General features: G+C 50.0%; 4 tRNA genes. All 4 read left to right on the top strand.

Annotation, left to right across the window (positions count from 1 at the left end):
- The first annotated feature begins 1 nt into the window (after position 1).
- The 4 genes from BPMYX0001_RS25630 to BPMYX0001_RS25615 all read left to right on the top strand — a co-directional run bounded on the left by BPMYX0001_RS25630 (position 2) and on the right by BPMYX0001_RS25615 (position 364).
- A tRNA-Thr gene (locus BPMYX0001_RS25630) sits at positions 2–77 on the top strand.
- A 13-nt stretch (positions 78–90) separates the two neighbouring features.
- Positions 91–166 (top strand) — tRNA-Lys (locus tag BPMYX0001_RS25625).
- A gap of 13 nt (positions 167–179) precedes the next feature.
- A tRNA-Leu gene (locus tag BPMYX0001_RS25620) sits at positions 180–260 on the top strand.
- Between the two features lie 29 nt (positions 261–289).
- Positions 290–364 (top strand) — tRNA-Gly (locus BPMYX0001_RS25615).
- Positions 365–378: the final 14 nt, after the last annotated feature.

The raw sequence follows: 378 nt of genomic DNA, 5'->3' as shown, positions 1-378 counted from the left end.
CGCCGGCTTAGCTCAATTGGTAGAGCAACTGACTTGTAATCAGTAGGTTGGGGGTTCAAGTCCTCTAGCCGGCACCAGTTTTTCTTGTACGAGCCATTAGCTCAGTTGGTAGAGCATCTGACTTTTAATCAGAGGGTCGAAGGTTCGAGTCCTTCATGGCTCACCATTTATAATAATTCGCGGGTGTGGCGGAATTGGCAGACGCACCAGACTTAGGATCTGGCGCCTTTGGCGTGGGGGTTCGACTCCCTTCACCCGCACTTTATAAGCGAAACCAATTTCATACCGAGCGGAAGTAGTTCAGTGGTAGAATACAACCTTGCCAAGGTTGGGGTCGCGGGTTCGAATCCCGTCTTCCGCTCCAATTTACAATATGAT

It is taken from the genome of Bacillus pseudomycoides DSM 12442 (genome assembly GCF_000161455.1).
Lineage (GTDB): Bacteria > Bacillota > Bacilli > Bacillales > Bacillaceae_G > Bacillus_A > Bacillus_A pseudomycoides.
The sequence above is the reverse complement of the archived record's forward strand: the minus strand, read 5'-3'. Positions and strand labels throughout refer to the sequence as shown.